Genomic DNA, 23,502 nt, shown 5'->3' with positions numbered 1-23,502 from the left:
ATGAGCATCGCAACAAGAGAAGCCTATGGTCAGGCTTTAGTAGAACTTAGCAAAAACCCTAAGGTGGTAGTCCTTGACGCCGACTTGGCAAAAGCTACGAAAACCATTGATTTTAAAAAAGCATGCCCGGAACGCTTCTTTGATATGGGAATTTCCGAGCAGGATATGATTGGAACGGCTGCCGGTCTGGCTACCTGTGGCAAGATTCCTTTTGCCAGTACCTTTGCTATTTTTGCTGCCGGCCGTGCTTTTGAGCAAATTAGAAACTCCGTGGCTTATCCGAAACTGAACGTGAAAATTGCGGCAACCCATGCCGGCGTAACTGTCGGCGAAGACGGTGGCAGCCATCAGGCAGTAGAAGATATTTCCCTGATGCGCAGCATTCCCAACATGGTTGTGCTGAATCCTGCCGATGCGATCGAAGCTAAGCAGGCCATTTCCTTTGCGGCTGAATACTACGGACCTGTATACATCAGACTGGGCCGGGCAGCTACGCCGGCAATCCATGACGAAAGCTATAAGTTTGAAATGGGTAAAGGCGAAGTGTTGCGGGAAGGCAAAGACGTAGCCATTATTGCCACAGGCATTATGGTTGCCAAAGCACTGGAAGCAGCCGACCAATTAAAAGCCGAAGGTATTGAAGCTACCGTTGTCAATATTGGCACCATTAAGCCGTTGGACAAAGAATTGGTGCTCAAAGTAGCCAAAGCCACCGGTAAAGTGGTAACTGCCGAAGAACATAGCGTAGTTGGCGGCTTAGGTTCTGCCGTATGCGAATTGCTAGCGCAGGAACATCCGACCAAAGTTCGTATGATTGGTATTAACGATTGCTTCGGCAGCTCAGGTAAACCGGCTGAACTCTTAGCTTGTCACAGCCTGACTGCAGAATGCATTGCCGGTACGGTAAAGTCGTTCTAGGATAGAAGGAGATAGATGATGTCGGTAAAAATATCGCCATCGATATTGGGAGCGAATTTCTGTAATCTGGAGCAGGACATCAAGGTGCTGGAGCAACATGCAGTGCCTGTTCTGCATCTGGATGTGATGGACGGCCATTTTGTTCCGAATATTACGTTTGGCCCTGATCAAATAAAAATGCTGCGTTCGGTTACGGCAAAAATGGAGTTTGATGCCCATCTGATGGTGACCGATGCCGACTCCCTGCTGGCCCGTCTGGCTGATGCCGGGGTGGATTCGGTAACCGTTCATGGAGAAGCCTGTCCTCATTTGTACCGGACGCTGACTACCATCAAAAATCTGGGGATGAAGGCCGGTGTGGCATTAAACCCGGCTACGCCGATCGATACGATCAAGCATGTAGGCCATATGCTGGACCGTGTGTTAATCATGACGGTTGAACCGGGCTTTGGCGGACAGAAATTTATTCCCGGCATGCTGGATAAAATTGCTGAACTGAACCAATACAAACAAGAAAAAAGTCTGGGCTTTTCCATTCAAGTGGACGGCGGCATCAACCTTGGCAATATAGCCGAAGTGGTTCGCCATGGCGCCAGTGATATTGTCATTGGTTCCTCCATGTTCAATGGTTCGCTTGAGAAAAACATTCAGGATTTTTACGCCGCTCTTAAATAATGGGAGGCTAAATATGGTAAGGAGGTGCTGGCATGATCGCTTTAGGTGCCGACCATGGTGGATACCAGCTTAAGAATGCAATTAAGAAACACTTGGAAAGCAAGGGAATTGCCTGTAAGGATTTCGGAACTAACTCGGCCGATAGTGTTGATTATCCGAATTATGCGTTGGCCGTAGCCAACAGCATTAAATCCGGCGAATGCACGGAAGGGATATTGTGCTGCGGTACCGGTGTGGGTATTTCCATCGCGGCCAATAAGATTGACGGCATCCGCGCCGCCTTAGTGGGGGATGTGTTCACTGCCAAGCTGACCAAGGAGCATAATAATTCCAATGTGCTCTGCCTGGGCGAAAGAGTCATCGGCCAGGGACTGGCTTTGATGATTGTCGATACCTGGCTGGAAGCTGGTTATGTAGGGGCCCATCATCAAAAACGCCTGGATCTGCTTGTCGAGCTGGAGAAAAACCAGAGCTGTTAACAGTCTGTTGCCAGGTGTGGCAGCAAGATGAGTAAATAAATATTGTCCATTGCAAAGATAAATTGTAAATTGCATGGTACTTTTTTGATTGTAAAGATTTACAGTTTATAGGATATCTATAAGTCTGTAAATCTTTATTTATTCTCTGCGGAAGTTCCTTGGGGCAGTGGACAAAAGTGCAAAAATACCGCGCAAAACCAAGTGCTAGGCGGGTTTATTAATTTTTTATTCTGATTTGTGAAAAAATGAACATTTTTTTGCCGAAGTACTTGAAATAGTGGTTATAAGTTTGCTAAAATAACATATCACTACTTTTCAGTCTTTCAGGAAGTCTTCTGCACAAAAGAGTGAAAAAAATCACATATGGTAAATACTGAAAGCAGAATCAGCATTTAAATCGAAAGGATGTTTAGTTATGGGAGAAAATAACAGACCTCATGTAGTTATCATAGGCGGCGGTTTCGGCGGACTCAAAGCTGCGCAATCGCTGGCTCATGCACCGGTACGGGTGACTTTGGTGGAAAAACGTAATTATCAATTATTCCAGCCGCTTTTATATCAGGTTGCCACGGCGGAACTGGAACCGTCCGATATTGCTTATCCGTTGCGCGATATTCTGCGCTATCAGAAGAATATTGAATTCCGTATGACCAGGGTATCGAAAATCGATGCGGATAACAAAAAGGTAATGACCATCGACGGCAAGGATATTACGTATGATTATCTGATTATTGCTGCTGGGGGTTCCAGCAACTTTTTCGGCATGCAGTCCATTGAAGAAAATGCCTTCGGGTTAAAAGACATGGAAGATGCTATCGGTTTGCGTAATCATATCCTGAGCATGGTGGAACGGGCCGAGTATGAAGAGGATCCGGAAGTGCGTAAAGCCCTCCTGACTTTTGTCGTGGTTGGCGGCGGTCCTACCGGCGTGGAAACGGCAGGAGCTATATCGGAATTGATGAGCATGGTGCTGGTAAAAGATTTCCCGCGACTAAACTTAAAAGAAGTAAAGGTCATTCTTTTGGAAGCAGCGACCTGTTTGCTGCCGGTTATGCCACAGCATCACCGCGATTATACGGTAGAAGTACTGCGTAAAAAGAAGGTAGATGTCCGTTTGGAAGCCAAAGTGGTTGACTTTAACGGTGAAAGAGTACTTTTGGCCGGCGACGAAGTCATTCCGTCCCATACCTTGGTCTGGGGTGCCGGGGTACAAGCTGCCAGCGTGGCCCGCGATAGCGGCCTGAAGCTTGCCAGCATGCGCCGGATTGCCGTTACTTCGACACTGCAGGTGGAAAGCCATCCGGAAGTGTATGCCATTGGGGACTCCTCTCATTTCGAACAGGACGGACGCCCGCTGCCGATGATCGCTCCGGTCGCCACCCAGGGAGCCGCTGTGGTTGCCAAAAACATCTGCCACGCGATTAAGGGAGAAGACCAGGAAACCTTTGTTTATAAAGATCCCGGCGCCATGGCTATTATTGGCCGTAATGTGGCGGTAGCCCGCATGGGTAACTGGGAACCGACCGGCTTTGTTGCCTGGCTGTTGTGGCTGGTTGTTCATGTCATCCGTTTAGTGGGTGCCAGGAACCGTATCATTACCGTTATTAACTGGGCTTGGGAATATTTCTTCTATGACCGCAGCGTTCGGTTAATTATGCCGAATGTAAATAAACAGATCAAAGAGTAGCAAAATACCATTTGACAATAGCGGTAAACTTGGTTATTATATAAGCAATAAATGATCAGCTGAGTTAATTTATTATTGTTACAAAGAAATAACTGGCAATAGAGCCTGACAAAAGTGTCGTGTACATGACATTTCTTGTTGGGCTTTTTTTCTGCATTGAAACAGCAAGGTGAAAAATAATCATACCGGCAGGGCAAAGAGGCTCATTTTGACGTACGGGAAACTGTCCGTTGAAGTGAGCCTTTTCGTCTTGCCCGTTAAGGAGGATGTGTATGGAAACAAGCATGAAATATGAAGCAGCCCCAGTGGCACCGGTGGAGGATGTGAAACTTACCCGGGTATTAAAGCCGGTCCATCTGTGGGCGCTGGCGGTAGGTCTTGTTATATCGGGCAATTATTTTGGCTGGAGCTATGGCTTTGCGGCCGGCGGGGCTATCGGCCTGGCCCTGGCGTTGATCCCGGTTACTATTTTCTATGTTACCTTTATATTGTCTTATTCCGAGCTGGCCACAGCCATTCCCCATGCCGGCGGTCCTTCGGCCTATGCCCGCCGGGGACTTGGTAAGTTCTGGGGCTATATGAATGGCATCAGTTGCCTGATTGAATTCGTTTTTGCGCCACCGGCCATTGCCCTGGCCGTTGGCGGCTATATTCATAATATGCTGCCGGGCATTCCTGTTCTGACCGCTACCGTCATTGCTTTCCTGTTATTTATCTTTATCAATTACTGGGGGATGAAAACCTCGGCTACTTTTGAACTGATTGTGACCATTGTGGCTCTAGTCGGCCTGGTGCTTTACTGGGCGCTGGCGCTGCCGCATTTTGAACTGTCCAGGCTCACGGCAGAGCCCATGCTGCCTAACGGCATGAGCGGTGTGATGGCGGCAGTTCCCTTTGCCATCTGGTTTTATCTGGCTATTGAGGGGGGCGCCATGTCGGCGGAGGAAATGGTCAATCCCCAGAAGGATATATCGATAGGTTTCTTGAGCGGTATGGGCACACTGATGGTGATGGCTTTCGCCACACTGCTGCTAACGGCCGGCATTACCGACACCAAACTGGTTGATTCCATTGATTTTCCGCTGCCCATGGCGTTGTCGGGTGTTTATGGCGAAGGGTCCTTTATTGTACTGTTAATTAACTTTATCGGATTGTTTGGCCTGATTGCCTCGCTGCATGGCATTATTTTCGGCTATTCCCGCCAGACTTACGCGATGGCCCGTACCGGTTATCTTCCCAAGTTTCTGGCCTATGTCCATCCCAAACACCGGACGCCTGTCTGGGGTCTGATTGTTCCAGGTATGATCGGTTTAGGAGCTGCTCTGACCGGATTAACCAATGTGGTTATTATCATATCGGCCTTTGGCTCGGTAGTGATGTATATTATCAGTCTGGTAAGCCTGTTTGTGCTTCGTTCCCGGGAACCGGAACTGAAGCGCCCCTTTAAAGTATCTTATCCGATTGTTCCCCTGATCAGTATTGCCATGGCTATATTTTGTCTGGGCAGCCTGCTGTATACTTCCAGCGAAGCACTGACCTGGGTATGCGGCGTGTATGTTGTTTCCATCATTTATTACTTCATCTGGGGGAATAAAAATATCCGTCCTTTTGAAGAAGAATTCGACGTACTGGATGAATTGGACTAATCGTAACCGGCAGCCGGTTATCGCTGCGTATTGACAGGATAAAATAGAATATGGTTAACTAAGTGATAAATATAAGTAGTTGTAGTAAGTGGTTGCGGCGGAGGATAAAGTCATGGTTAAAACGGGATTGCTGCGTGAGCTATGTCTGGAGTATACGTACCTGACAGAACCGGATATTGTGATTCTGGAAAATATAGCGGGTCAGCTGGACATAACCGCTGAACTGACAGGGACGGATGTTTTCATTGATGCCCTGTGCAGGAACAGCAGCGACTCGATTGTATTGGCCTGGGCTCATTCTTCCGCCAACCGTTCTTTGTATAACCGCAGCGTGGTCGGTCAACTGGCCTATGCGGAGAAAGAGCCGGCTGTGTATAAGGCACTGACTGGCGGGCAAATTATGCGGGATATTCGCGGCATTAGCCAGGAAGGGGTGCCGATTGCCCAGACGGTTGTGCCGGTTACCAATCTGACAAAACACGTGATTGGCGTATTGATCATGGAAAAGGATATTTCGGAAGAAATACGGCAGGAGGAGCAGGTCGAATTTTTAAGCCAGACGGCGGAGCACCTGAGCCGGACTTTGATGGACTTTACCACGACAGGCTGGGGCTGGGAAGAGTGGCTGGGCAGTGGAATTTTCGTGCTTGATCAGGCCGGAGCCATTACCTATACCAATAAACACGCCGAACGCATGCTGGAGGTATTGTGCGGTGCCAGGGGGCTGAAGGAAAACCTGATTACCGCCCTGTCCTACGGTTCGCTGGAGGAACTGGTGGAGGGCTTGAAAAAGGCGGTCAATCTGGAATTTGGCCATGTCAGTTACTTGTGTCAGGCCCATCCGCTGGTTACGGACGGAGAGCTAAGCGGCTGTGTGGTATCGGTACAGGATGTGACCGAGCTGCGGCAAAAGGAAAAGGAACTGGATGTAAAGAGTGCGGTCATTCAGGAAATTCATCACCGGGTTAAAAATACGCTGCAAAACGTAGTATCCTTGCTGCGCCTTCAGATGAACCGCTCCCGCTCGGAAACAGTTCAGAGTGAGTTTGCCACCTGTGTCAACCGCATTCTTTCTATTTCCCGGGTTCATGAGGTGCTGGCCCGGCAATCCTGGGAAACTGTCGATTTGAAGGAACTGGCCGAATACATCGTATCTAACATCGTTGCCGGTTACAGTCTGGCTGAACAGGAGATTCACACCCAGGTAGAGGGAGCATCCATTATGATACCGGCGCAGCAGAGTGTGCCGGTGGCGCTGGTATTAAATGAATTGGTGACCAACAGCCTGAAGCATGGGATCAAGACCGAGCCGGACGGTGAAATCCGGGTAAGCATCCGGGAAACGGCCGGCTGTATTACCATTCAGGTGATTGACAGCGGCGCCGAGACGGTGCTGAAGCAGTTGCCGGCAGGCAATAAACTGGGCCTCTATATTGTCCAGCTGCTTATTTGCGATCAACTGGGCGGTTCATTTTCCCTCAACCGTCAGCACGGCTCAACCGTTGCGACCATATCTTTTCTTTCAGGCGGAAAGGAGCAGACATTGTGAAACCATTATCCATATTGCTGGCCGAAGATGAAGTACTGATCCGGGTAGATATTAAGGAAATGCTGGAGAAAGCGGGCCATATTGTCTGCGCCGAATGCGGCGATGGAATGAGGGCTATCGAACTGGCCAAACAGACAGCGCCGGAGCTGGTCATTCTGGATGTGATGATGCCGGGGCTGGACGGGATCGAGACAGCCAAGGTGATGCACAGTCTCAACATACCGGTGGTTATGGTAACGGCCTACAGTCAGCCTAACACGATCAAACGGGCGGAAGCTGTCCATGTGTATGGTTATCTGATTAAACCGGTTTCGGAAAAGAATTTGCTGGCTACCGTACAAATTGCTTATGGACGCTGGCAGGATATGTGCCAGGTCCATCAGGAACTGCAGGCAACCAAAGAACAACTGGAAAACCAGAAGCTGATCGCCCGGGCCAGAGCGTTTGTCCAGGACCGGCTGAGCCTTTCGGCCCAGGAGGCGCATAACAGAATGCTCCGGGAGGCCATGCGGCATCAGGTGACGGTGGCCCAGATTGCCCGGCGGATTATTGATCGGGAAAAAGAAATGAGATGAAGTAAAAAGGAATAAGTTGGCAAAAGAGCCTGTAGAAAAGCTGTCCATGGGGCGGTCTTTTTAGCAGGTTCTTTTTTATTGCGGGCAAGGAAAAGAGTATTTGCCGGCTCTCGTCGACAGTGGTAAGCATGCCTGCCGGGGGAGTAGCCGGAAAAGACCGGGGGAGGAAGCGCTATGCAAGACCTGATAAGTGTCGGCATTGATGTGGGAACTACCACAACGCAGCTTATTTTCAGCCGGATCAGGGTGCAAAATACGGCGGCGCCCTGGATGATCCCGGAACTTAAAATTACCGGAAAGGAGGTTATTTATCAAAGTCCGGTTTATTTTACGCCGCTGCTGGCGCCGGATACTATCGACGCGGCAGGTTTGCAGGACATGATTGCCGGAGAATATAAAAGTGCCGGCTTTTACAAGGAGGATATTTCCACCGGTGCCGTTATCATTACCGGCGAAACAGCCCGTAAAGAAAACGCGGCAGAAGTGGCGCTGGTACTGGCGGAATTTGCCGGAGATTTTGTCGTGGCCACCGCCGGGCCTGATCTGGAGGCCGTATTGGCCGGCTGTGGAGCCGGCGCCCAAGAGGCATCGAAGCGATTGTCCGGAAGAGTTATGAATATGGATATCGGCGGAGGTACCAGCAATGGAGCGGTGTTCTGGGAAGGCGAGGTGGTAGATGCTTTTGCCCTGGATATTGGCGCCAGGCTGATTCGCTTTGACAGGGAGGGAAGGGTGACGCATATCGCAGAGCGGATTAAACCGCTATTGGCTGTTCTGGGCGTACCGCTTGCCTTTGACCGGATACCGGAACTGGCTGAGTTACGGCAGGTGACCGATGCCCTGGCCGATGTCTTTTGGCGGCTTCAGCAGCAGCTTCCTTTGCCGCCGGGAACCCGGGAACTGTTTATTCACCACCCTCACCAGGAGCTGGCTGTAGAACATATGCTGTTTTCCGGTGGTGTGGCCGAGGATATTTATGATTGCCAGGGACCTGACAGAGATAAAGAACTGTTTCGCTTTCAGGATATCGGTCCGCTGCTTGGCAGGTCGATACGGGATAAATATTGGGAAAAGGGGACCCCTCTCCTGGAGCCTAAGGAAAAAATCCGGGCCACTGTTATCGGGGCAGGCAGTCATGCCTTTACGATAAGCGGCAGTACGGTGTTTCTGGCGGAGGATTTGCTGCCGCTTAAGAATGTGCCGATTGTCAGACCCTTTACCGGAGTGGAAGACCTGGACGGACTGGGTGCGGCGATTGCTTTTCAGATCAGGCTGTACGGCGACGAGCAGGTGGCCATTGCATTTACGGGGCCCCGGTCGCCCTCCTACCGGCAGATACAGGCGATGGCTGCCGCCGTTGTTGAGGGAATGAGCTTGAACACCGGACCGCTCATCGTTATTGTTGAACACGATTTTGCCAAAGCGTTGGGGCAGGCTCTGCGCGGCCTGGTGAAAGGAACGAAGAAAATCCTTTGTCTGGACGGGATTCGGGTAAAGGGCGGTGACTATGTGGATATAGGAAACCCGGTGGCCCAGGCCGTGCCGGTTATTGTAAAAACCTTGATTTTTAGCTGACAAAAGAGGTGCGCTATGCTGTTGAGAACAAAATTATTTGGAAAGACCTATCGCTTTAAAGACGTAAAAGAGGTGCTGGCTAAAGCCAACGAGGAAAAATCCGGCGATCAGCTTGCGGGTATTGCGGCGGCCGATATGGCGGAGCGAATTGCGGCGAAGGCGGTGCTTGCCGAGCTGACGTTAGAGGATTTAAGAAACAATCCGGTGGTGCCCTATGAGGAAGATGAGGTCACCCGGGTGATTCAGGACGCCGTGGTGGTCGAAGAATATAACAAGATCAAAGCGATGACGGTTGGTGATTTCCGGGAATTCATTCTTAAGGCCGAAGGACAGACGCTGCAGTCCGTCAGTGGCGGATTAACGGCGGAAATGATAGCCGGTGTGGCAAAATTGATGAGCAATTTGGATCTGGTCTATGGGGCCAGAAAAATAGAAAATACAGCGACCTGCAATACGACGATCGGCCGGAAAGGGACGTTTTCTTCCCGTCTTCAGCCCAATCATGCCACCGATGATATTGAGGGAATTATGGCCTCTGTGATGGAAGGAATCAGCTACGGCATCGGTGATGCCGTCATTGGACTCAATCCGGTGGTTGATACGGTGGAAAGCATTTCGCTCATTTTACGCAAATTCAAAGAATTTATGCTTACCTGGGATATACCGACGCAAAACTGCGTGCTGGCCCATGTAACCACTCAGATGGAGGCGCTGAGGCAGGGGGCGCCAATGGATTTGATGTTCCAGAGTATTGCCGGCTCGCAAAAGTCAAATGAAGCGTTCGGTATTCATGTGGCTTTGATGGATGAGGCCTATCAGTTGATGGGGCAGCGAAAGAGTTCGACTGGCAGTAATTATATGTATTTTGAAACAGGTCAGGGTTCGGAGCTTTCCTCAGAGGGGCATCATCAGGCTGATCAGCTGACGATGGAGGCCCGGTGCTATGGTTTTGCCAGAAGGTATAAACCGTTCCTGGTCAATACGGTGGTAGGCTTCATCGGTCCTGAATATTTGTATGACGGCAAACAGGTCATCCGGGCCGGCCTGGAAGATCATTTTATGGGTAAACTAAGCGGGCTGCCGATGGGGGTGGATGTTTGCTATACCAATCATATGAAGGCCGACCAGAATGATCTGGAAAATCTGGCACTTTTATTGGCCTCTGCTGATTGCACTTATTTTATGGGAATCCCCGGTGGCGACGATGTAATGCTTATGTATCAGACGACCAGCCATCACGATGTGGCGGCTATCCGGGAGATTACCGGTAAAGGTCCCATCGCCGAGTTTGCCGCCCGGATGGAGAGCCTCCGGATTATGAGAGGCAACCGACTGACCGAACGGGCCGGTGACCCGTCAATATTTATGATTCCGGGGTGAGAAGGATGAAGCAGGAAGAAATTCAGGATATTGCCGCCATTGATTATACCGACAGAGTGACCATTGACCAGCCTTATGATTATGAAATCTGCCGGCGGCTGAAAAAAACGACCAATTCCCGGATTTGCATCGGCCGGGCCGCCGACCGGTTTAAAACGGAAACGCTGCTCCGGTTCCGGGCCGACCATGCCGTGGCCGTGGATTCGGTATGGTCCGATGTGGATGAAGCCTTGATCGATGAATTGGGGTTTTTTAAAGTACAAACACTGGTGCGCGATAAGGAGGAGTATATTACCCGGCCGGACCTGGGACGGCTATTTTCCGAAGAAACGTTGCAAAGGGTAAAAAATAGCTGCGTAGCGGCACCGGAGGTGCAGATTCTCGTTGCCGATGGACTAAGCTCCCATGCCATTACCGCCAATATCCGAGATATCTATCCGGTCATTGTTGATGGACTGACGGCGGAGGGCTACCGGTTGGGAACGCCAATTTTTATTAAATATGGCCGGGTGGCTACTATGGATAAAATCAGCCAGGCCCTCACCGCAAAGGTGACCATTCTGCTGATCGGGGAACGGCCCGGGCTGGCTACCGGCGAAAGCATGAGCTCATACATGGCCTATGAATCAAGCCCTCTTAAACCGGAGCATCAACGCAATGTGATTTCTAATATCTATAAGAAAGGCACGCCGCCGGTGGAGGCCGGGGCACAAATTGTACAACTGGCCTGTTTGATGATGAAAGAGAAAAAAAGCGGTATTGAACTTAAGCTGTAGGAGAGAAAAAATGGAGATCAGAAGGATAATTTTGCTCGCCTTTTTCATTGCATTAAGCTATATGGGAGCGGCTGTTAAAATATTAGGAACCATCGCATTTGATTCCATGCCGGCTTTTTTGGCCGCCTTACTGCTAGGGCCGGCGGCCGGCGCTGTAGTCGGGGCGGCCGGTCACTTTTTCACTGCCGCGTTATCGGGCTTTCCTTTGACCTTGCCGGTGCATGTTCTAATTATGGGCGAGATGGCGTTGGCCGCCGCGGCTGTGGGCTGGATCTACCGCCGGCTGCGGGAACAGCCGCGGACCAAACGAGTGGCCGGTATGGCTGCAGTGGTGGCCGGTTGTCTGATTAACGGCCCCCTGTCATTGCTGCTGTTATACCCCTGGCTGCTGCCGCTCATGGGGCGAACTGCGCTGTTGGCTTATCTACCGGTGCTGACCACCGCGGCTTTGCTGAATATCGGGTTGGCTTTTGGTTTGTTCCAGGTTTTGCCGGGTTTTGTTAAAGTGAAATGGGCAGGCAGGCAGCAGCTGTGAAGATAGAAAAGGTCCGGGACCTTACCCTGATCGAGCTGGAAAAGGGAAGCACTTTGGTAATTGCCTGCGATAGCTGCGGTGGTATCGGATTAAAAGAAGGCGATGTACTGAAGGTGCCGCCGGAGGTGACCGGAAGATACGCGGCCCGGGTCGTTCTGCTGGAGGTGTTGTGTGCGGGAGCTGAAGTCGTATGTCTGGCCAATGCCGTTTGCAACGAGATGAAGCCTACCGGGCAGGCTGTCATCCGGGGCATTCGGACCGAACTGGAGTTGGCGGAAATTGAGCAGGTGGTATTGACCGGCAGTACGGAGGAAAATTTCGCCACCTTTGCCACCGGTCTTGGCATTACAGCGGTCGGAGTGGTTGAAACTGTCCGGCTGCGGGTCAATCGCTGTCGGGCTGGCCTAACCGTTGTGGCGGTGGGAGCGCCCCTGGTCGGAGCGGAAGTGCTGCAGGCGCAGCTTGTGGGCTATTGCACCATCCGGGAGTTGCTTGCCCACCCTGGCGTGTATGAAATGGTACCGGTGGGTTCAAAAGGTATCCTGGCCGAAGCGAAGCTGCTGGCTGCCTGTCATGAACTGACGTTTATTCCGGAGCAGGCGGTACAGATTGACATGAAAAAATCGGCAGGGCCGAATACGGTAATTCTGGCAGCGGTGGATGAACAGTTTTTGGCAAAGCCTGTCCGGCATGCTGCCCTGGAAGTTATCGGAGGGTTTGCAGCAAAGAAGTGAGACAGAAAAAAATAAGCAATTCTTGCAGGTAAAGCCTTGGTGGGGACCGCAAAATGGTGTCCGGCCAGGGCTTTTTTTCGTAGAATATGCGAAAAATAAGTGAGAAAAAAGTGAAAATAACCTATTGCAATTTTCTAAAAACTATATTAAGATTAAAACAAGATAACAAAAGTTCCTTATCGTCACATATGTGATGATAAGGGCAGCTCACACAGAAAGGGTATGGTTATGCTTCCTGTAGATAAGCGACTATTGATCAAAGTAGCGCAGATGTATTATCTGGAGAATAAGAATCAGCATGAAATTGCCGCCCGGTTTGGCATTAACCGTACCACTGTCAGCAAGTATCTGAAAAAAGCCATGCTGGCCGGTCTGGTTCAGATTTCCATTGCTAATGACGAGTATGAAGATCTGGAAAACCAACTGGAGAAAACCTTTGGTTTGAAGGAAGCCTATATTGTGGATAAGGCCGCTGACCTGGGGAAGGCGGGCATCCGGTTTTTGCGGCGGGTGATCACCGACGGGGATATTGTCGGCTTTGCCTGGGGCAAGACGATGGCCTCCGTGGCTGATGCGGCTATGGCGGAAGCCTGTGACCCGATCAGCGCCGACATGATTCCCCTGGTGGGCGGCCCGGAGAATGTGGACAGTGAATACCATGTCAATACGATTACCTATAAAGTTGCCAATGCCTTTAAGGCCAAGAGTCATTATTTGTATGCGCCGGCTATTGCCGGTTCGGTCGAGGCCAAGGAGATCATGACCCAGGATGCCAACTGCCGTAAGGTCATTGATCTGTGGGAGCGGGTCAGCATTGCCGTTGTCGGTGTCGGTACGCCGCTCAGACATTCCAATCTGGTCTGGTCAGGGACTTTTGGCAAAGAATATGTTGACGCTTTACAGGAGGCCGGCGTGGTGGGTGATGTTTGCTCCCGCTTCTACGACGTGGAAGGCCGGGTGGTTGACACGGTACTAACGGACCGGACCATCGCCATCGACCTGGAGACATTGAAGAAAGCGAACTACTCTGTCGGTGTTGCCGCCTCACCGGAAAAAGTGCCGGCCATTTACGGTGCTTTAAGGGGACGGTTTATGAATGTGTTGATTGCCGATGCAGCCACCGCCAGATTATTGCTGGCCTTCCGGTCGGAAAGGCATAATCCGGGCAGCGGCTGAATATATAGGGAGTAAGGGAGCTTTCATAGACTGAGTTCTTTTGCGCTTTTTGCTACCGGGAGACAAAGACAACGCGGGCAGGAGGGGTTGCTTTGGCCAATAAAATGAAAACGCTGCAACCGGGCGACAAGATATACAGTTTATTCGAGTACAAGGAAGTCCTGATACGCGGTAAAGCAGAGCAGTTTCTAATCAAGATTGAGAAGGTTCCTAGTAGCTTGTCGGTCTTAATACAGGAGGAGGATGGCGAGGCTATTTTTTGCAGCGCGAGACGAAGGAAGGAGGCATACCGTCAGTATGCTGACTGACGACAACGAAGCGCTGCGGAAAATAGACCGCCAGTATTCACTGAATTAAGGCTGATAAGGTACTACGAAAGATAAGGACATAAATGAAAAGACATTTTGTCAGCATGTAAGAGCCATGGGCTAAGCACTGATTGCTTATCTCATGGCTTTTTATTATTTACCTCCGGTTTTTTTATGGGGGCATTCTATGTGTGGAAAGTGGAGGAATGATCATGTCAAAAGTTGCATTAGTAGTAGGTGGCGGCCGGGGGCTGGGAGCCCACTTAAGCCGCCGGATGGCTAAAGAAGGCTATGCGGTAGCCGTTGCCGATCTGGTGGAAGAAAACGCGCAGCAGGTGGTGGCCTCTCTGACGGCGGACGGATACCGGGCGATGGCTGTTAAGGTCAATGTCTGTTCCGAAACCGAGATTAAAACCATGGTAGGTCAGGTGGTCAAGGAGCTGGGAAAAATCGACTCGTTGATTTATAATGTGGGGGCAACCATCAGTGCTAAGATTACCGAGTTTGAGCTTAAAAACTTTCAGTTTTTGCTGGATGTCAATTTAACGGGCTACTTTCTCTGTGCCCGGGAAGTGGCCAAGGTCATGATTGACCAGGGCATCCAGGGCTCGATCATTGTGATTAATTCCAAGACAGGCAAAGTGGGCAGTAAGTTCAATCCCGGCTATTCGGCGGCTAAATTCGGTGCTGTCGGTCTGACGCAAAGTCTGGCGCTGGATTTGGCAGAACACAAAATCCGGGTAAACTCTATGATGCTGGGTAATATGCTCAATTCAGAAATGTTTGAAGGGTTGATTCCGCAATATGCCATTAAGCTGGGCATACCTGAATCGGAAGTGAAAAAGGCCTATATGGAAAAGGTTCCATTAAAGCGGGGTTGTGAAGTAGAGGATGTGGCCAATGTCGTAGCTTTCTATTCATCCGACCAGGCCTGTTATCTAACCGGCCAGGCGATCAACATAACCGGCGGACAAGTCATGCATTAGTAAAGGAGGGGATGGGCCTATGTGGAAACTATTCTTGCTGGCGGCGGGGCTGTGGGGGCTGCAAGGCTTGCTGGGTTTTTATCAGATGAAGCACTTTAACAGCCACTTTAAAGCGCTAAGGCAGCAGGGAAGAGTGGTGGTCGGCCGTTCTAAAGGCCGGTTTGTCGCCGGCGTAGTGGTGCTGTTCTGCCTGGACGGGCAGGGGCGAGTTAGCAAAGCGGAAAGGATGGCCGGCGTGTCCAGTTTTGCCCGGCTGCGGGCCTTTACCCTGTTTGATGGTTGTGACTTGCTTAACTTGCCGGACAATCCGGTCCGGGCGTCCGGGCCGGATAAGCAAACCTGGAGGGCTGTTCTAAACGCGGTGGAAAATTACCGGTCGTTTATGGAAGCAAATAACCACGCAAGTGGGGAGGTGAAGCCGGTCGCAAGTGAACAAGTAACCGCCTAACCGTAATCATACAATATGAATTTAGAAGGAGAGAAGAATGGTATGGATACTCTGATTTGGCTCGCAACAGGTTTTATCGGTATGTTTGATGCCGGCGCCAAGGTATTCGTCGGTATGTTTTCCGGAATAGTTCCTAAATTAATCATGCTGCTGGTGGCGATGAATGCGCTCATCCGCTTTGTCGGACAGGAAAAGGTGGAGAAGCTGGCCCATATGTGCGGCGGCAATCCGCTTTCCCGCTACCTGATTTTGCCGGTGGTTGGCACCTTTTTCTTCTGCAATCCGATGACCTTATCCTTAGGTAAATTCATGCCGGAAAAATACAAACCCAGCTATTATGCTGCCGGCTCATTTTCCTGCCACACGCTGAACGGTCTGTTTCCCCATGTTAATCCCGGTGAACTGTTTGTTTTCCTGGGCATTGCTGCCGGCATCACCCAATTGGGGCTGCCCACCGTTGATCTGGCTGTCCGTTATTTCCTGGTTGGCGTGGTGACCAACTTCTTCCGGGGCTGGGTTACCGACTTTACGACGGCCTATGTGGAAAAACAACAGGGTATCCAGCTCAAAACCGAGGTTACAACAACACAATCGGGGCTAAATGCCTAGAAGGGAGCAAACAAAGATGGCAAACTATCATTCGATAACCGTTACGGCCGGCAGAGGCGGCTTTGGAGGGCCTTTAGTGATTACGCCTGATGAAACCAGAAATAAAGTGGTCAATATTACCGGCGGGGTTATGTCACCGGTGGCGCAGAGGATTGCCGAACTGAGCGGTTGCGCGCTGGTGGACGGGTTTAAAACCAAAGTGCCTGATCAGGAAATTGCCTGCGTTATTATTGATTGCGGCGGTACGCTGCGCTGCGGTATTTATCCGCAAAAGCGCATTCCCACCATCAATCTGATGCCGTCCGGTCCCAGCGGCCCCTTGGCCGAGCATATTAAGGCCGATATTTACGTGTCGGACGTCAAAGAGGACAATGTACAGCAAAGCGGCGAGGGCGTGCAGGCGCCGGCCTATCAGGCAGCGCCGGTCAAACAGCCGAAATATGACACCAGCAAAAAGATCAGCCAGCAAAGCGGCGGTTTTATGGCTAAGATCGGCAAATTTATGGGTTCGATTACCGGCACGTTTTATCAGGCCGGCCGGGACACCATCAATACTATTATGCGGACTATCTTACCCTTCATGGCCTTTGTTTGCATGCTGATTGGCGTGGTGTTGAGCACCGGCGTAGGCGATGCCTTTGCTAAAATGCTGACGCCGTTGGCCGGCACGGTACAAGGTCTGTTGCTCCTATCGGTGATTTGCTCCTTCCCGCTGCTTTCTCCATTCCTCGGGCCAGGGGCGGTTATTGCCCAGGTTATCGGTGTTCTGGTAGGTGTGGAGATCGGCAAAGGAACCATTCCTCCCCATCTGGCATTGCCGGCGCTGTTCGCTATCAACTCTCAGGCAGCCTGCGACTTTATTCCGGTAGGCTTGGGGTTGGCGGAAGCCGAGGCGGAAACGGTGGAAGTAGGCGTGCCGTCGGTGCTGTATTCCCGGTTTATTACCGGCCCGACTACGGTATTTATCGCCTGGCTGGCAAGCTTCGGATTGTATTCCAATTAGTTTAGGACGTCAAAATGGCAATGAAGGTAGCAGGTTTATACCTTCATTGCCATTTTTATCGGAATGAGCATATAGATTAGGAGGATGGATTAATGTCACTTGTGTATCAGACCACGGTTACGGGAATTGGGGAGCTGGCGGCGGCTTTTTCCAGTGAAAAAATGATTATTCTGTTCAAGGATAATGCGCCGGAGGAATTGGCTGACTATTGCATCCTGCACAGCGGCAATACTATGTATGGATCAATTCAGGCCGGTGACTGGCTGCGCATTGGCGATAAGGAATTTCGCATTGTGTTTGTCGGCGATGAAGTGGAGCAGAATCTTAGCAATCTAGGGCATATTACGCTCCGGTTTGACGGACAGACGGACGGTCTGGGTGGCAGTGTGTATCTGGAAGACAGCGAGCTGCCACAGCTCCGGGTGGGAGATTGCATTTCCGTCGAAAGGAAATAAGGCAGCCCGGCGAAAAAAAATCTCGCCGGGCCGACAAGCTTGTTAAATTAGCAGGGTTTCCGGTCCAAGGTCCGAATCTTTAATTTTAAAAGGAGTGATGATGGACCGATGAAAACCAGAGCACTTAGGCTGTATGGAAAACAGGATTTGCGTTTAGAGGAATTTGAACTGCCCCCGTTGCGGGACGATGAAATATTGGCCAGAGTGATTACCGACAGTGTATGCATGTCGACCTATAAGACGGTGCTGCAGGGAAGCGAGCACCGTCGGGTTCCCAAGGATATTGCGAATAATCCCATCATTGTCGGTCATGAATGCTGCGGTGAGATTCTGGCTGTGGGGAAGAAATGGCAGGCTAAGTACAAAGTAGGCGGCAGATTTGCCATTCAGCCTACGCTGAACTATCAGGGAAGCCCGTTCGGGCCCGGGTATTCGTACCGGTTTGTCGGCGGCAATGCGACCTATGTCGTGATTCCCAACGAAGTGATGGAAATGGACTGTCTGCTCAATTTTAAAGGCGATGCCTATTTTAAGGGATCACTGGCCGAGCCGCTGTCCTCCATTGTGGCTGCCTGCAAGGCCAGCTATCATACGGTGGAAGGCAGCTACCGGCACGAAATGGGCATTAAGCCTAAGGGAAATATGATTATTTTGAACGGGTCCGGTCCGATGGGCTTTCTGGCCGTTGATTATGCCATCCATGCCGAACGCAAACCGGAGCTGCTGGTGGTGACAGGTACTAATGAAGCAAAGCTCAGCCGGGCCCGGCGCTATAACTCGGTTAAGAAGGCGGCCGAGCACGGCATCACTCTGGTCTATGCCAATACCGGACAGGTCGGTGATGTTAAAAAACATCTGTTGGAGCTTACGGCAGGCCAGGGCTATGACGATGTGTTTGTCTATGCACCTTTAAAGGAAAGTGCCGAACTGGGCAGCGCGCTATTAGGCAAGGATGGCTGCCTCAACTTTTTTGCCGGACCGACGGATAAAAATTTTACGGCCGAGTTGAACTACTATGATATTCACTACCGCAACACCCATGTGGTCGGCACCAGTGGCGGCTATCCGGAGGATATGAAAGAAGCCCTGGCGCTGATTGAAGAGGGGCTGATTAATCCGGCGACCATTGTGACTCATATCGGTGGCTTGAACAGTGCGAAGGATACCATTTTGAACTTGCCCGCTATTGACGGCGGCAAGAAGCTGATCTATAGCGGTATAGACTTGGAACTGACGCCACTTAGTGCGTTTGCCGAGTTGGGAAAAAGTCAGCCTTTCTTTGGTGAACTACAGGCCATTTTGGAGCGGAACGACGACCTGTGGTGCGCCGAGGCCGAAGCCTATCTGCTGCGGCATGCTCCGGCTGGATTGAGAGAACGAAAATAAAAGGAGGCGGTCAGACTGAGGCAAGACGGTGGAGTGTGGCGCTTTTACAGTCCAGCCGTGCTGCCGGCAACGGTAGAATATATGGCGGCAGGCCGGGTGGTTCGGCTTAATCCGGCGCTTATTACCTTATTAGACGGCTGTATCGATGTAGTACCGGTGGCTGCATTGCAACAGGAAGTGACAGAGCAGGTACGACATTTACTTTCCCACGGAAAAGTTATGACTTTTCATTGCGACATTAATTTTCCTGATTACGGCGGGTTTGGCGAACCGGCCCCCTGTAGCAATCAGGCGGTGTTTACCCCGGATTTTCTGACCACCCTGGCGGCGAATATTCGCCGCCAGGGTGGCTATCTCAATCTGCATATGTTGACCGACCAGCCACTGGAACGCTGGCGGGAATACCAAGGTGTCTCGCCGGCTGCTGTGTGCTATCAACTGGACGCTGTGGCAGATCCTGTGTATCACCGGCAGTTGTTGGACAGTATTAGCGGGCAGGGCAGTTGCGCCAGTCCGGTGCTGGAGATTTTCGGTTCTGCTGGCCGTCCGGCGCTGACGGCAGCGGCAACATTTTCCCAGGTGCAACCGTTTTTGGCGGAGCTGCCGCTTTTGACCTTCCAGGCCGAAGCCACAGCGGCCCGTTCGACCTTTGCCGCCGGGGGGATGGCCTCGGCCGTGGTCAGAGATTATATCGCTTATTATAAAAAGCGATATACCGGAGCCATTCAACTGCAAGGCGGCATCAAGCTAAACACCATCCGGGATGCCGCTGCGTTAGGCGCTGACTTTCTTGTCTGTGGCACGGTCATTTTCCGGGCCGGAACGAACAATCCGGCGGAGATGGTTGATCGGCTGCTGCAGGAATTGGTTGCTGAGAAGTAATAAATGAGAATAAGGTAAATACAGGAAACCACGCATGAGGGATATAGCCCGTTGCGTGGTTTTTCTATGTTCAGGAGGAGTTACATATTTCTTATAGCTGAGAACTTGATATAATGTAACTTAGTTATGTTCTGGATGAAAATGGAATTTTATCACAGTCATATCATACACTGCGTTTTTGTAAAGTAACACCTGCCGGAAACTGTATGAAGATTTCGGAAAATGTAAGCCGTCATACGAACAGGCCGGTAAATGGCTTGCGACAAGGAAAAGGTAATTTGTGTTTTTGTATGGCACGGCATTTGCAAAGTATAGTAAGCAGAAGAGAGGTCATGAAATGGATTTAAAGGAAAAACTGGTAAACATTATACGGTCGGAAAATCCCAAGGACCCTTTTACCGATGTGCGTCTGGCTAAGATGCTGTCCACCACCCGGGAGACGGTGACTATGCTGCGCAAGGAGCTTTCCATGGGCAACTCACGGGAACGGCGCAAGCCCTACCTGAAGAAAGCCATTGAGGAGTTGTTCCGGCAAAGCAGTAAAATGACGGTGGCTGAAGCGACTAAGCGATTGATGGAACGGGGTTTTGACATTTCCCGCCATGTGGTGGAAGAGCTGCTTAGGGAGACGGGCATTCCGGCACCGGTGGAAGAAGCTTGCGTCAGGGATACGGTCAATCCGTTTCAGGCACTGGTCGGCTGCCACGGCAGTCTGGAAAAACCGGTCAATCAGGCCAAGTCGGCCATTTTGTATCCTCCCTTTGGACTGCCTACGCTGATTATTGGGGAAAGCGGGGTGGGAAAAACCCAGTTTGCCGAATGCATGTATAACTTCGCCAGGCAGAAACAGGTGATTGCCGACGACAGGCCTTTTATTGTGTTCAACTGCGCCGACTATGGCGACAATCCGCAGTTATTGCTGTCCTTGCTGTATGGCTATAAGAAGGGTGCCTTTACTGGCGCCGACAGTGATACGGAAGGTTTGGTGGAGCAGGCCCATAACGGAGTGCTGTTTTTGGATGAAATCCACCGGTTGCCGCCTAAGGGGCAGGAAATCCTGTTTTCCATTCTCGACCGGGGGCAGTTTCGCCGGCTGGGCGAAACCAAGGATGAACGGCGGGTCAACATCATCTTTATCGGTGCCACTACGGAAAATATCGAATCCAGCCTGCTGCTCAGCTTCCGGCGGCGCATTCCGATGATCATTTCGATTCCTTCGCTTCAGCAGCGTTCGTTCTTGGAGAAGGTGGAGATTATTTACGACTTCTTTCAACAGGAATGTAACCGGGTCAATGAAAAGGTGTTCGTCGAGGCCAAGGTGATTGAAATCCTGTCACTAAAACGGTTTGGCGGCAATATCGGTCAGTTAAAGAGTACCATTCAGGTGATCTGTGCCAGGGCATTTATGAAATACATTGGCAAAAATGAAGAGTTTATCAGCATTGGTTACGAGGATGTGCTGGAGACCAACACTATGCAGCAGGATTTTGCCCTGGAGGATGTCAATGTGGTGAAAGTCCGCAAGTACATCCAGGATATGATGTTTATTCCTTTCCTTAATAATAAAGCCAGCTTCATCAAGCACATGCAGGAAGGCTCTTACTCGCTGCCGGAGGACTTTTACCGGCAGATGGAACAGAAATACAAAGAACTGACCAAGTTTAATATGGACTCCCGGGAAGTGGAAGAGATTCTGTGGAGTTTCATTATCAACAAGTTCAATAACCTGGAATTAAGCGGCAATACCAAGTCCAAGTATGTTTCGCTCAACGAACTGGTCAATATTGTGGATAAGGACATTATTGAGCTGGTTAAAGAGTTGCGGCTGCAACTCATCCAGGAACGGCTGTACCATGATGTGAACGAAAGCATTTTTACTCATTTGGCCATCCACTTGGAGGAAACAGTCAAACGCATCCGGCTGAAGCAGCAGATCATCAATATCAACCTGCCTAAGATCAAACAGGACTTTTCACGGGAGTATCAGTTGGCGGTGCAGTTTGCCGGACAACTGGCAACACGCAAGCAACTGGATCTGGTGGAGGATGAAATCGGCTTTATTGCCATGTATATCAAGGCCGCCATTGAGAAAAAGCCTTTTGAAAACCGGGTCAGTGTCGTGGTGGTATCTCATGGACGGATTGCCACCGAGATTGTTACTGTGGTTAAGGAGTTGCTGGGCGTGCAGTTCCCGGTGGCCATTGATATGCCGCTCAATGAGGCGCCTTCCATTATCTATGAAAAGATTATCGGCATATCCCAAATTATTGATGAGGGAAAGGGCATTCTTTTTCTGGTTGATATGGGTTCACTAACCAATGTGGGCAAGATCGTCACAGACAAGCTGGCGATTCCCACCCGGACACTGGACAGGGTGGATCTGGTAACGGTGATTGAGGCCGTTCGCAAGGCGTCTATCCCGGAAAATGAGCTGGACGAAATTTACTCCAGCCTGCTCAAATCCCGTTATAATTATCCGGTTTTGACGATTAATGAACCGGCCCGGCCGTTGGCGCTGGTGGCGGTCTGCCTGACCGGTGAAGGTACAGCCTGCCATATTCGGCGGCTGCTGGAGGAGAAGTATCCCGGGGTAACGGTTTTCCAGGTCGGGGCGATGGATGAGCAGCTAAAAAACAAGCTGGTCGAGATCCAGCAGAATTATCAGATTCTGGCCCTGATCGGTACCATCAACCCGGAAATTGAAGGGCTCCATTTCATCGTCTATGAGCCGGGCATGGCCAAAGCGGGTATCCGCGAACTGGATTATGTGCTGGCGGCGCAGCAGGTAGATGAACTGGCGGGCTTTTCCAAGGATGATCTGATCGTGTTTGAGTCGGACGCCCGTTCGCAGAAAGAACTAATTGAGGTCATGTGCCTGCTGATGATCAATAAAGGTTATGTCCGGAAGGAGTTTTTAGAATCGGTATTCCGGCGGGAGGCTATCGCTCCTACCTTTATGAAGGGCGGCATTGCCTTTCCCCATGGCGATTCGCTGGCCGTACATAAATCGGCTATCGTGGTTGCCAGGCTGAAGCAGCCTATTATCTGGGGCAGCGGACCGGTCGAAATGGCCTGTTTACCGGCCTTTAAGGTGAATGATAAGAAGATGGTCAAGGGGATTTTGCGGCCATTCCTAAAAATGCAGCTGATTGACAGTTTGAAACAAAGCAAAAATATGCTTGAGCTAAAAGAAACGCTCTATCGGGAGATGCGAAGCAGTTCCTAATGGCGATAGCAGATAAAAAACTACCGGCAAGGAGTGGACACATATGTTGGATGCAGATTTATTGGTGCTTGACCTGGAGGCGGAAACATCGCGGGAGGTCATTGAACATTTGGGAAGGCTGATGAAAGAAAAAGAATATGTGAAAGACAGCTATGTCGAGGCAGTGCTGACCAGGGAGAGCACTTTGCCGACGGGCTTATCAATTGGGAATTTCTATGTGGCCATTCCTCATACCGATTCCAATCATGTGAACCGTTCGACCATCGGTCTGGCGGCATTGAAAAAACCGGTGGCCTTTCATTCGATGATCAACCCGGAGGAGAGTTTGGCGGTGGAACTGGTCTTTCTCCTGGCGATTAAGGACCCGGGCATGCAGGTGCAGACATTGAAAAATCTCATGGCCGTATTCCAAAACAAGGAACTGCTCATGGCGTTGAAGGCAGCCAAGACCCGCGAACAGGCGGCGGAGCTTTTACAGTCCCTGGCGGTATGAG

23 protein-coding genes are annotated in these 23,502 nt (G+C 50.7%); all 23 read left to right on the top strand.

What is annotated here, in order from left to right; all coding sequences use genetic code 11:
- The 23 genes from BMW43_RS11000 (at position 1) to BMW43_RS10890 (ending at position 23,501) form a co-directional block, all read left to right on the top strand.
- Entirely contained in the window at positions 1 to 918 is a 918-nt protein-coding gene (locus BMW43_RS11000; RefSeq protein ID WP_091747080.1) for a transketolase family protein, read from the top strand.
- A 15-nt stretch (positions 919 to 933) separates the two neighbouring features.
- Entirely contained in the window at positions 934 to 1,593 is a 660-nt protein-coding gene (gene rpe / locus BMW43_RS10995) for a ribulose-phosphate 3-epimerase (protein ID WP_245732362.1), read from the top strand.
- Between the two features lie 32 nt (positions 1,594 to 1,625).
- Complete coding sequence (gene rpiB, locus BMW43_RS10990) at positions 1,626 to 2,072, top strand: ribose 5-phosphate isomerase B (protein ID WP_091747074.1); 447 nt, start codon at positions 1,626 to 1,628, stop codon at positions 2,070 to 2,072.
- Between the two features lie 415 nt (positions 2,073 to 2,487).
- The gene (locus BMW43_RS10985; protein ID WP_091747071.1) at positions 2,488 to 3,759 is read left to right on the top strand and encodes an NAD(P)/FAD-dependent oxidoreductase; all 1,272 of its coding nucleotides are present in this window, start codon (positions 2,488 to 2,490) and stop codon (positions 3,757 to 3,759) included.
- Positions 3,760 to 4,031: 272 nt separating this feature from the next.
- Positions 4,032 to 5,405, top strand: a complete 1,374-nt coding sequence (gene eat / locus BMW43_RS10980) for an ethanolamine permease (protein WP_245732361.1) — start codon at positions 4,032 to 4,034, stop codon at positions 5,403 to 5,405.
- Positions 5,406 to 5,517: 112 nt separating this feature from the next.
- Positions 5,518 to 6,954: a sensor histidine kinase gene (locus BMW43_RS10975; RefSeq protein ID WP_091747068.1), complete on the top strand. Its 1,437-nt coding sequence runs from the start codon at positions 5,518 to 5,520 to the stop codon at positions 6,952 to 6,954.
- Positions 6,951 to 7,529, top strand: a complete 579-nt coding sequence (locus BMW43_RS10970) for an ANTAR domain-containing response regulator (RefSeq protein WP_091747067.1) — start codon at positions 6,951 to 6,953, stop codon at positions 7,527 to 7,529. Before BMW43_RS10975 ends, BMW43_RS10970 begins: the two co-directional genes overlap by 4 nt.
- 174 nt (positions 7,530 to 7,703) lie before the next feature.
- Positions 7,704 to 9,104 carry an ethanolamine ammonia-lyase reactivating factor EutA gene (locus BMW43_RS10965; protein WP_091747065.1) on the top strand — a complete coding sequence of 467 codons (1,401 nt, stop codon included), beginning with the start codon at positions 7,704 to 7,706 and terminating at the stop codon, positions 9,102 to 9,104.
- Positions 9,105 to 9,119: 15 nt separating this feature from the next.
- Positions 9,120 to 10,484: an ethanolamine ammonia-lyase subunit EutB gene (locus BMW43_RS10960; RefSeq protein WP_091747063.1), complete on the top strand. Its 1,365-nt coding sequence runs from the start codon at positions 9,120 to 9,122 to the stop codon at positions 10,482 to 10,484.
- A gap of 5 nt (positions 10,485 to 10,489) precedes the next feature.
- A complete protein-coding gene (eutC, locus tag BMW43_RS10955; RefSeq protein ID WP_091747061.1) occupies positions 10,490 to 11,260 on the top strand; it encodes an ethanolamine ammonia-lyase subunit EutC in 771 nt (256 codons plus the stop codon).
- Positions 11,261 to 11,270: 10 nt separating this feature from the next.
- Positions 11,271 to 11,795 carry an ECF transporter S component gene (locus BMW43_RS10950; RefSeq protein ID WP_091747058.1) on the top strand — a complete coding sequence of 175 codons (525 nt, stop codon included), beginning with the start codon at positions 11,271 to 11,273 and terminating at the stop codon, positions 11,793 to 11,795.
- Positions 11,792 to 12,529, top strand: coding sequence for an alpha-ribazole-5-phosphate synthase (locus BMW43_RS10945; protein WP_177173556.1), 738 nt, complete (start codon positions 11,792 to 11,794; stop codon positions 12,527 to 12,529). The genes BMW43_RS10950 and BMW43_RS10945 overlap by 4 nt, the downstream gene beginning before the upstream one ends.
- A gap of 228 nt (positions 12,530 to 12,757) precedes the next feature.
- Complete coding sequence (locus tag BMW43_RS10940; protein WP_091747056.1) at positions 12,758 to 13,705, top strand: sugar-binding transcriptional regulator; 948 nt, start codon at positions 12,758 to 12,760, stop codon at positions 13,703 to 13,705.
- 92 nt (positions 13,706 to 13,797) lie between these two features.
- Positions 13,798 to 14,013 carry a hypothetical protein gene (locus BMW43_RS10935; RefSeq protein WP_091747053.1) on the top strand — a complete coding sequence of 72 codons (216 nt, stop codon included), beginning with the start codon at positions 13,798 to 13,800 and terminating at the stop codon, positions 14,011 to 14,013.
- Between the two features lie 212 nt (positions 14,014 to 14,225).
- Complete coding sequence (gene srlD / locus BMW43_RS10930) at positions 14,226 to 14,999, top strand: sorbitol-6-phosphate dehydrogenase (protein ID WP_091747050.1); 774 nt, start codon at positions 14,226 to 14,228, stop codon at positions 14,997 to 14,999.
- Positions 15,000 to 15,018: 19 nt separating this feature from the next.
- Complete coding sequence (locus BMW43_RS10925) at positions 15,019 to 15,447, top strand: transcriptional regulator GutM (protein WP_091747047.1); 429 nt, start codon at positions 15,019 to 15,021, stop codon at positions 15,445 to 15,447.
- Positions 15,448 to 15,489: 42 nt separating this feature from the next.
- Entirely contained in the window at positions 15,490 to 16,056 is a 567-nt protein-coding gene (srlA, locus tag BMW43_RS10920; RefSeq protein ID WP_091747042.1) for a PTS glucitol/sorbitol transporter subunit IIC, read from the top strand.
- A gap of 16 nt (positions 16,057 to 16,072) precedes the next feature.
- The gene (srlE, locus tag BMW43_RS10915; protein ID WP_091747039.1) at positions 16,073 to 17,059 is read left to right on the top strand and encodes a PTS glucitol/sorbitol transporter subunit IIB; all 987 of its coding nucleotides are present in this window, start codon (positions 16,073 to 16,075) and stop codon (positions 17,057 to 17,059) included.
- A gap of 92 nt (positions 17,060 to 17,151) precedes the next feature.
- Positions 17,152 to 17,514, top strand: a complete 363-nt coding sequence (locus tag BMW43_RS10910; protein ID WP_091747034.1) for a PTS glucitol/sorbitol transporter subunit IIA — start codon at positions 17,152 to 17,154, stop codon at positions 17,512 to 17,514.
- Positions 17,515 to 17,622: 108 nt separating this feature from the next.
- Complete coding sequence (locus BMW43_RS10905) at positions 17,623 to 18,900, top strand: zinc-binding dehydrogenase (protein WP_091747031.1); 1,278 nt, start codon at positions 17,623 to 17,625, stop codon at positions 18,898 to 18,900.
- A gap of 33 nt (positions 18,901 to 18,933) precedes the next feature.
- Positions 18,934 to 19,782, top strand: a complete 849-nt coding sequence (locus tag BMW43_RS10900) for a hypothetical protein (protein ID WP_091747028.1) — start codon at positions 18,934 to 18,936, stop codon at positions 19,780 to 19,782.
- Positions 19,783 to 20,119: 337 nt separating this feature from the next.
- Positions 20,120 to 23,008, top strand: a complete 2,889-nt coding sequence (locus BMW43_RS10895; protein WP_091747024.1) for a sigma 54-interacting transcriptional regulator — start codon at positions 20,120 to 20,122, stop codon at positions 23,006 to 23,008.
- A gap of 43 nt (positions 23,009 to 23,051) precedes the next feature.
- Positions 23,052 to 23,501 (top strand): PTS sugar transporter subunit IIA, encoded by a 450-nt coding sequence (locus BMW43_RS10890; protein WP_091747021.1) that lies wholly within the window; start codon positions 23,052 to 23,054, stop codon positions 23,499 to 23,501.
- The last annotated feature ends 1 nt before the right edge of the window (position 23,502 follow it).

The sequence above is a fragment of the Propionispora vibrioides genome, from assembly GCF_900110485.1.
Classification (GTDB): domain Bacteria; phylum Bacillota; class Negativicutes; order Propionisporales; family Propionisporaceae; genus Propionispora; species Propionispora vibrioides.
The sequence above is the reverse complement of the archived record's forward strand: the minus strand, read 5'-3'. Positions and strand labels throughout refer to the sequence as shown.